Source organism: Achromobacter sp. DMS1, from assembly GCF_001270295.1.
In genome coordinates, this window is the sequence record NZ_LHSJ01000193.1 from 1 (window position 1) to 8,038 (window position 8,038).

Genomic DNA, 8,038 nt, shown 5'->3' on the forward strand with positions numbered 1-8,038 from the left:
GGACCTGGGCGCGAGCAATCGCAGCGGCTGTCGCTTCGGCCCGCGCGCGCTGCGCGCCATCGAGCGCATCGGCCCCTACAACCACGCGCTGCGCTGCGCGCCCACGCGCGAGTTGCGGGTGGCCGACATCGGCGACGTGCCCATGCGCAGCCGCTACAGCCTGGAGCAGTCGCACGAAGACATAGAAGCCGCCTATGCGCGCCTGGCGCGCGCCGGCGTGATGCCGCTGTCCGTGGGAGGCGACCACTCCATCACCCGGCCCATTCTGCGCGCGCTCGGCCGGGACCGGCCCCTGGCGCTGGTGCATTTCGATGCGCATTGCGATACGGGCGGGCCGTTCGACGGCACGCGCTTTCACCATGGCGGCCCGTTCCGGCAGGCCGTGCTGGATGGCGTGCTGGACCCGACCCGCACCATCCAGATCGGCATCCGCGGCGCGGCGGAGTACCTGTGGGAGTTTTCATACGCCTCGGGCATGACGGTGGTGCATGCGGAAGACATTCCACGCCTGGGCGTGGACGCCGTCGTGGCGAAGGCGCGCGAGGTGGTGGGCGATGCGCCGGTGTACGTGAGTTTCGACATCGACTGCCTGGACCCGGCGTACGCGCCGGGCACCGGCACGCCGGAGGTGGGCGGCGTCACGGCCCGGGAGGCACTGGCCATGCTGCGCGGCCTGGCGGGCATGGACATCGTGGGCGGCGACGTGGTGGAGGTCGCGCCCGCCTACGACGCCACGGCCAACACCGCGCACGCGGGGGCGCAGATCCTGTTCGAGATACTGAGCCTGATGTGCGTGCGGCTTCGCGGGGCCGCGCGCGCCTGAGGACGCGGCCGGCGGCTCAGCGCCGCAGCGCCAGCAGCAGCACGCCGGCCGCCACCAGCGCGATGCCGGCCCAGTCCTTCGGCGCGGGGCGCTCGCCCAGGAAGGCCACGGCAAAGAGCGCGACGAGCACCACGCTGAGCTTGTCGATGGGCGCTACCTTGGATGCCTCGCCCAGCTGCAGCGCGCGGAAATAGCAGACCCAGGACGCGCCCGTGGCCAGCGCCGACAGCCCGAGAAAGGTCCAGGTGCGTCCGGAGAGGGCGAGGGGGTTGCTCCACTTGCCGGTGGCGGCGATGAAGGCCGCCAGCACCAACAGAATGATGAAGGTGCGGATCAGGGTGGCGAGGTCGGCATCGACGCCCTCGATGCCGATCTTGGCGAAGATGGCGGTCAGGGCGGCGAAGACCGCCGACAGCGCGGCCCAGAGCACCCAGCTGGCGGAGCTTTCCATGAGGCGGTTCCCGGCGGATGGCGTCAGTAGTGGATGACCGTGCGGATGGACTTGCCCTCGTGCATCAGGTCGAAGGCCTCGTTGATGCGCTCCAGCGGCAGCGTGTGCGTGACGAAGGGGGCGAGGTCGATCTTGCCGTTCATGGCGTCTTCCACCATGCCGGGAAGCTGGGTGCGGCCCTTGACGCCGCCGAAGGCCGAGCCGCGCCAGACGCGGCCCGTCACGAGCTGGAAGGGCCGCGTGCTGATCTCCTGGCCCGCGCCCGCCACGCCGATGATGATGCTCTCGCCCCAGCCCTTGTGGCAGCACTCCAGCGCCGCGCGCATCACGTGCACGTTGCCGATGCACTCGAAGGAGAAGTCCACGCCGCCGTCCGTCATGTCGACGATGACGTCCTGGATGGGGCGGTCGTGGTCCTTGGGGTTGACGCAGTCGGTCGCGCCCATGGCCTTGGCCAGGATGAACTTGTTGGGGTTGGTGTCGATGGCGATGATGCGGCCGGCCTTGGCCTGCACCGCGCCCTGCACCACGGCCAGGCCGATGCCGCCCAGGCCGAACACGGCGACGGTGTCGCCTTCCTTGACCTTGGCCGTGTTGTGCACGGCGCCGATGCCGGTGGTGACGCCGCAGCCCAGCAGACAGACTTTCTCGTGCGGGGCGGCGGGGTTGATCTTGGCCAGCGAGATTTCGTTGACCACGGTGTATTCGCTGAAGGTGGAGCAGCCCATGTAGTGGTAGAGCGGCTTGCCTTCGTAGCTGAAGCGCGAGGTGCCGTCGGGCATGACGCCCTTGCCCTGGGTGGCGCGCACCTTCTGGCACAGGTTGGTCTTGCCGGACAGGCAGAACTTGCACTCGCGGCATTCGGCCGTGTAGAGCGGGATGACGTGGTCGCCGGGCTGCAGCGAGGTGACGCCTTCGCCGATCTCGACCACCACGCCGGCGCCTTCGTGGCCCAGCACGGCGGGAAAGAGGCCTTCGGGGTCGTCGCCGCTCAGCGTGAACGCGTCGGTGTGGCAGACGCCGGTATGCGTGATGCGCACCAGCACTTCGCCGCGGCGGGGCGGGGCGACGTCGATGTCAACGATTTCCAGGGGCTTTCCGGGCCCGAATGCGACGGCGGCGCGGGATTTCATAGCAAGGCTCCACGAGGGTTTACTTGAGATAGGAACGGACAAGGCGCATCAGCAGCGCGATCTCGGCCTCCGGGTCGATACCGGGATTGTGAGGCTCGCCGCGGGACGACTGCAAGAAGGTTTCCCGCAAGTGGCTTTCCATGACTTCGGCCATGAGGCCCGTGGCGGCGCCGCGCAGGGCGGCGAGCTGCTGCAGCAGCGCCCCGCAGTCGGTGCCGGCGATGACCGCGCGCTCCAGCGCCTGGGCCTGGCCCTGGATGCGGCGCAGCCGGGCGCAGACCTTTTTCTTCTCGGCGTCGGAATGCGGCAAGGCGATCTCCCTGTATACAGGGGGGGAGTATACGGAAGGCGCGCGCCCGGGTCCAGGCGGAGCGGCGGTTGTCTGTACATATCTCTATAATTCAAGCCCTCCGCGTCCGATAGGTAGAGGATTCCCGTGCCGCCTTCCCGATTGTCCGTGCCGGACAGCGCCGCGCCCGCGCCGCTGTACGCCAAGGTCAAGCAGATGATCGCCCATCAGGTGCGCACCGGCGCCTGGCCGGCGCATTACCGCGTGCCCTCGGAAAGCGAGCTGGTGGAGGAATTCGGCTTCAGCCGGATGACGATCAACCGGGCGCTGCGCGAACTCACGGCCGAGGGCCTGCTGGTGCGGATGCAGGGCGTGGGAACCTTCGTGGCGCCGCCCAAGGCGCGCTCGGCGCTGTTCGAGGTGCACAACATCGCCGACGAGATCGCCGCGCGCAATCACCGCCATCACAGCCGCGTGATCAAGCTCGCCGAAGAGCCGGCCGGGGCCGAGCAGGCCCTGGCGCTGGACCTGCGGCCGGGCCAGCCCGTGTTCCACTCGATCATCGTGCACTACGAAGACGACGTGCCCATCCAGCTCGAAGACCGCTACGTCAACGCCGAGGTCGCGCCCGGCTATCTCGAGCAGGACTTCACCCGCGGCACGCCCTACGAGTACCTGAGCCGCGTCGCGCCCCTCACGCAGGGCGAGCACGTGGTGGAGGCCATTCTCGCGCGGCCGCGCGAATGCCAGCTCCTGCAGATCGAACGCGAAGAGCCCTGCTTGCTCATCCGCCGGCGCACCTGGTCGGGCGAACGCGCCGTCACGCTGGCGCGGCTCATCCATCCCGGCTCGCGCCACCGCCTTGAAGGGAAGTTCACGACATGAGCGCGGTATCGGCGCGATTGCTGCGCGCACAGGACCACATCCGCATGCCCTGGCGCAACGGCGGCGGCGTTACCCGGGAAGTGGCGCGCGAGCCCGCGCCGGGCCTGGACTTCGGCTGGCGCCTGTCCATCGCCGAGGTGGCGCGGGACGGGGGCTTTTCGTCGTTCGCGGGGTGCCAGCGCATCATCGCGGTGCTGGAGGGCCAGGGCATGCAGCTCACGGTGGACGGGCAGGCGCAGCCCGTGCTCGGCCCGGGCGCGCCCTATGCGTTTTCCGGCGACGCCCGCGTCGAATGCAGGCTGCCCGGCGGTCCCATCCGCGATTTCAATCTCATCTACCGGCCCGAGCGGTATAGCGTGCGGCTGCAATGGCTCGCCGGGCGGGCTTTCGGCGCGTTCCACAGCGCCGCTTCCACCGTGCTGCTGTTCAATGCCGGCGCCGGCCCGCTGAGGCTGCTGCGCGACGGCGTGGCGCACGTGGCGCCGGGCCGCCACGACTGCCTGCGCCTGGACGGCCCGGCGGCGCTCGCGGCCTATGAAATCGAGGCGCCGTCGGGGCTGGACGCCTGCCTCGTCGAGATCGCGCCCCGCTGAACGCGGCGGGCCCGCGCCTGCTTTTTCTCCGATCGGGTGAGGGAAATCCCTAGCAAAAAAACACGCGCCGCGTACTTGTATATACAACCATAGGCATCCTATGATTTGGCCACAGGCTGCGTTTTGCGCGGCGCGCATCGAACCCGATTCCGGAGATCCCCCATGCACAAACCGAATCTCTACCGAGACACCGTCATCCGTGCGCCGCGCGGCAGCACGCTGTCCGCCAAGAGCTGGCTTACCGAAGCGCCGCTGCGCATGCTCATGAACAATCTCGACCCCGACGTGGCGGAAAACCCCAAGGAACTGGTGGTCTACGGCGGCATCGGCCGCGCCGCCCGCGACTGGGATTGCTACGATCAGATCGTGGCCACGCTCAGGGAGCTCGAAGACGACGAAACCCTGCTGGTGCAGTCGGGCAAGCCCGTGGGGGTTTTCAAGACCCACGCCGACGCGCCCCGCGTGCTGATCGCCAATTCCAATCTGGTGCCCAAGTGGGCGACCTGGGAACACTTCAACGAGCTGGACGCCCGCGGCCTGGCGATGTACGGCCAGATGACGGCCGGTAGCTGGATCTACATCGGCAGCCAGGGCATCGTGCAGGGCACCTACGAAACCTTCGTGGAAGCCGGCCGCCAGCACTATGGCGGCAACCTCTCCGGCCGCTGGGTGCTGACCGCGGGACTGGGCGGCATGGGCGGCGCCCAGCCGCTGGCCGCCACCCTGGCCGGGGCCTGCTCGCTCAACATCGAATGCCAGCAGAGCCGCATCGATTTCCGCCTGCGCACCCGCTACGTGGACGAGCAGGCGACCGACCTGGACGACGCGCTGGCGCGCATCGGGCGCTACACGCGCGAAGGCCGGGCGGTGTCGGTGGCGCTGTGCGCCAACGCGGCGGAGGTGCTGCCCGAACTGGTGCGGCGCGGGGTGCGCCCCGACATGGTCACCGACCAGACCAGCGCGCACGATCCGCTCAACGGCTACCTGCCCGCGGGCTGGAGCTGGGAGCAGTACCGCGCCCGCGCGCAGCAGGAACCGGCGGCGGTAGTGAAGGCCGCCAGGCAGTCCATGGCGCGCCATGTGCGCGCCATGCTGGATTTCCAGAAACAGGGCGTGCCCACCTTCGACTACGGCAACAACATCCGCCAGATGGCCAAGGAAGAGGGCGTGGAGAACGCTTTCGACTTTCCCGGCTTCGTGCCCGCCTACATCCGGCCGCTGTTCTGCCGCGGCATCGGGCCGTTCCGCTGGGCGGCGCTGTCGGGCGACCCCGAAGACATCTACAAGACCGACGCCAAGGTCAAGGAGCTCATCCCCGACGACGCCCACCTGCACCGCTGGCTGGACATGGCGCGCGAACGCATCAGCTTCCAGGGCCTGCCCGCCCGCATCTGCTGGGTGGGGCTGGGGCAGCGCGCCCGCCTGGGGCTGGCGTTCAACGAAATGGTGCGCAGCGGCGAACTGTCGGCGCCCATCGTCATCGGCCGCGACCATCTCGATTCCGGTTCGGTGGCCAGCCCCAACCGCGAAACCGAATCCATGCGCGACGGTTCCGACGCCGTGTCGGACTGGCCCCTGCTCAATGCGCTGCTCAACACCGCAAGCGGCGCGACCTGGGTGTCGTTGCATCACGGCGGCGGCGTGGGCATGGGGTTCTCGCAGCACGCGGGCATGGTCATTGTCTGCGATGGCACCGAAGCGGCCGCCCGCCGCATCGCGCGCGTGCTGACCAACGATCCGGCCACGGGCGTCATGCGCCATGCCGACGCGGGCTACGACATCGCTCTCGAGTGCGCCCGCGAGCAGGGCCTGAACCTGCCCATGATCAACCGCAACCGCTGAGCCGGCCCGCCGGCCATCGAACCGAACAGGCGCGTCCAGGCGCGCGGGAGACACACTATGATTTCGGCAAGCGAAGCCGGCCCGGGCGAACTGGTCGAACGGCGTTCCATCGATTTCATCCCGGAAGCGGAACGCCATGGCAGCCTCTACAGCCAGTTCACGCTCTGGCTGGGGGCCAATCTGCAGATCACGGCCATCGTCACCGGGGCCCTGGCCGTGGTGCTGGGCGGCGACGTGTTCTGGTCGCTCATCGGCCTGCTCATCGGGCAACTGCTGGGCGGCGCCGTCATGGCGCTGCATGCGGCCCAGGGGCCCAGGCTGGGGCTGCCGCAGATGATCTCCAGCCGGGTGCAGTTCGGCGTCTATGGCGCGGCGATACCCATCGCGCTCGTCTGTGTCATGTACCTGGGGTTCACGGCCACCGGCATGGTGCTCTCGGGGCAGGCCATCGGGCAGCTGGTGGGCATGAGCGACAGCGTGGGCATCCTGGCGTTCGCCGCCGTCATCGTGGTGGCGGCCCAGCTGGGCTACCGTGTCATCCACATGGTGGGGCGGGTGGCCAGCGTGCTCGGCATCGTGGCCTTTGTCTACCTGTTCGCCCGCATCATGACGATCGGCGACGTGGGCGAGCTGCTGCGGATCCGGCGCTTCGAGTGGGCGTCGTTCCTGCTGGCGGTGTCGCTGGCCGCCTCGTGGCAGATCGCCTATGGCCCCTACGTGGCGGACTATTCCCGCTACCTGCCCAGCCGCACCTCGCCGGTGAAGACTTTCCTCGCCGTGGGCCTGGGCTCGGTGCTCGGCGCGCAGGCGGCCATGGTGCTGGGCGTGTTCGCCGCGGCCATGGCGGACGGCCGGTTCGCCGGCCGCGAGGTGGCCTATATCGTCGGGCTGGGCGGCACCGGCGCCACGGCGGCGCTCTTGTATTTCAGCGTGGCCTTTGGCAAGGTGACCATCTCCACGCTGAATTCCTACGGCAGCTTCATGTGCATCGCCACCATCATCAGCGGATTCCGCGGCCAGGCGCAGTATTCCCCCCGGCAGCGCCTGGTGTTCGTGCTGGGCATCGTGGGCGCGGCCATGGCGGTGGCGCTGGTGGGGCAGCACGGCTTCCTGGGCGCGTTCAAGTCGTTCATCCTGTTCCTGCTGGCGTTCTTCACGCCCTGGAGCGCGGTGAATCTGGTCGATTATTACTTCATCAGCAAGGAGCGCTGCGACGTGGCCGCGCTCAACGATCCCGACGGGCGTTACGGACGCTGGAACCTCGCCGGCATCCTGGTCTACGCCATCGGGGTGCTGGTGCAGATGCCCTTCATCTCGACCAAGCTCTACACGGGCCCCATGGTGCGCCACCTGGACGGCGTGGACATCTCGTGGCTCATCGGCCTGATCGTGCCCGCCGCGCTGTACTACGTATTCGGCCGGCGCGCGGCCAGGGCCGCCCGCGTGGAGCCTGCCCACGCCAAACCGCTGGACGCATAAGGAGCGAAGCAATGGACTTGCATCTGATTCCCGGCCGCCTGACGCTGGCCGACCTGCGACGGGTCTACCAGGAGCCGGTGCGGATCGTGCTCGACGCCGGCGCCGCCCGCGCCATCGACGATAGCGTGGCCTGCGTGGAACGCATTGTCGCGGAGGACCGCACCGCCTACGGCATCAACACGGGCTTCGGCCTGCTGGCGTCCACCCGCATCGCGCCCGGCGACCTGCAGGCGCTGCAGCGCTCCCTGGTGCTGTCGCACGCGGCCGGCGTGGGCGAGCCGCTGGACGACGCCATGGTGCGCCTCGTCATGGTGCTCAAGATCAACAGCCTCGCGCGCGGCTATTCCGGCATCCGCCGCCGGGTCATCGATCACCTCGTGGCGCTGGTCAATGCCGGCGTCCATCCTCACATTCCGCTGAAGGGCTCGGTAGGCGCCTCCGGCGACCTCGCACCGCTGGCGCACATGTCGCTGCTGCTGCTGGGCGAGAACCGCGCCCGCCACGAGGGCGTCTGGCTGGATGGGCCGGCCGCCCTGGCGCGGG

The 8,038-nt window shown here is 69.1% G+C and carries 9 protein-coding genes; 6 read left to right on the plus strand and 3 right to left on the minus strand.

Going from position 1 to position 8,038, the window contains the following annotated elements; all coding sequences use genetic code 11:
* The coding region (gene speB / locus AD428_RS19110; protein WP_053246235.1) for an agmatinase at positions 1-823 on the plus strand (823 nt) is incomplete at its 5' end.
* Between the two features lie 16 nt (positions 824-839).
* On the opposite strand, the gene AD428_RS19115 is transcribed toward speB, so the two are convergent.
* The 3 genes from AD428_RS19115 to AD428_RS19125 are packed head-to-tail and all read right to left on the minus strand — an operon-like array spanning position 840 to position 2,717.
* Positions 840-1,274: an EamA family transporter gene (locus tag AD428_RS19115; RefSeq protein ID WP_053246236.1), complete on the minus strand. Its 435-nt coding sequence runs from the start codon at positions 1,272-1,274 to the stop codon at positions 840-842.
* 23 nt (positions 1,275-1,297) lie between these two features.
* Positions 1,298-2,407 (minus strand): S-(hydroxymethyl)glutathione dehydrogenase/class III alcohol dehydrogenase, encoded by a 1,110-nt coding sequence (locus AD428_RS19120; protein ID WP_053246237.1) that lies wholly within the window; start codon positions 2,405-2,407, stop codon positions 1,298-1,300.
* Between the two features lie 19 nt (positions 2,408-2,426).
* Complete coding sequence (locus AD428_RS19125) at positions 2,427-2,717, minus strand: metal/formaldehyde-sensitive transcriptional repressor (RefSeq protein WP_053246238.1); 291 nt, start codon at positions 2,715-2,717, stop codon at positions 2,427-2,429.
* 120 nt (positions 2,718-2,837) lie between these two features.
* On the opposite strand from AD428_RS19125, the gene hutC reads away from it, so the two are divergent.
* The 5 genes from hutC to AD428_RS19150 form a co-directional block, all read left to right on the plus strand.
* Entirely contained in the window at positions 2,838-3,581 is a 744-nt protein-coding gene (gene hutC / locus AD428_RS19130) for a histidine utilization repressor (RefSeq protein WP_369798796.1), read from the plus strand.
* Positions 3,578-4,174 (plus strand): HutD/Ves family protein, encoded by a 597-nt coding sequence (locus AD428_RS19135; RefSeq protein WP_053246240.1) that lies wholly within the window; start codon positions 3,578-3,580, stop codon positions 4,172-4,174. The genes hutC and AD428_RS19135 overlap by 4 nt, the downstream gene beginning before the upstream one ends.
* Before the next feature lie 162 nt (positions 4,175-4,336).
* Positions 4,337-6,016: a urocanate hydratase gene (gene hutU / locus AD428_RS19140; RefSeq protein WP_053246241.1), complete on the plus strand. Its 1,680-nt coding sequence runs from the start codon at positions 4,337-4,339 to the stop codon at positions 6,014-6,016.
* Between the two features lie 57 nt (positions 6,017-6,073).
* The gene (locus AD428_RS19145) at positions 6,074-7,495 is read left to right on the plus strand and encodes a purine-cytosine permease family protein (protein ID WP_053246242.1); all 1,422 of its coding nucleotides are present in this window, start codon (positions 6,074-6,076) and stop codon (positions 7,493-7,495) included.
* A gap of 11 nt (positions 7,496-7,506) precedes the next feature.
* On the plus strand, positions 7,507-8,038 hold a 532-nt coding region (locus tag AD428_RS19150; RefSeq protein WP_160318606.1), incomplete at its 3' end, for an aromatic amino acid lyase.

Excerpts from the sequence above, each read along its gene's own strand:
- AD428_RS19145 (WP_053246242.1), top strand. The coding sequence starts at position 6,074 with ATGATTTCGGCAAGCGAAGCCGGCCCGGGCGAACTGGTCGAACGGCGT.
- AD428_RS19135 (WP_053246240.1), top strand. The coding sequence starts at position 3,578 with ATGAGCGCGGTATCGGCGCGATTGCTGCGCGCACAGGACCACATCCGC.
- AD428_RS19120 (WP_053246237.1), bottom strand. The coding sequence starts at position 2,407 with ATGAAATCCCGCGCCGCCGTCGCATTCGGGCCCGGAAAGCCCCTGGAA.
- hutU (WP_053246241.1), top strand. The coding sequence starts at position 4,337 with ATGCACAAACCGAATCTCTACCGAGACACCGTCATCCGTGCGCCGCGC.
- AD428_RS19115 (WP_053246236.1), bottom strand. The coding sequence starts at position 1,274 with ATGGAAAGCTCCGCCAGCTGGGTGCTCTGGGCCGCGCTGTCGGCGGTC.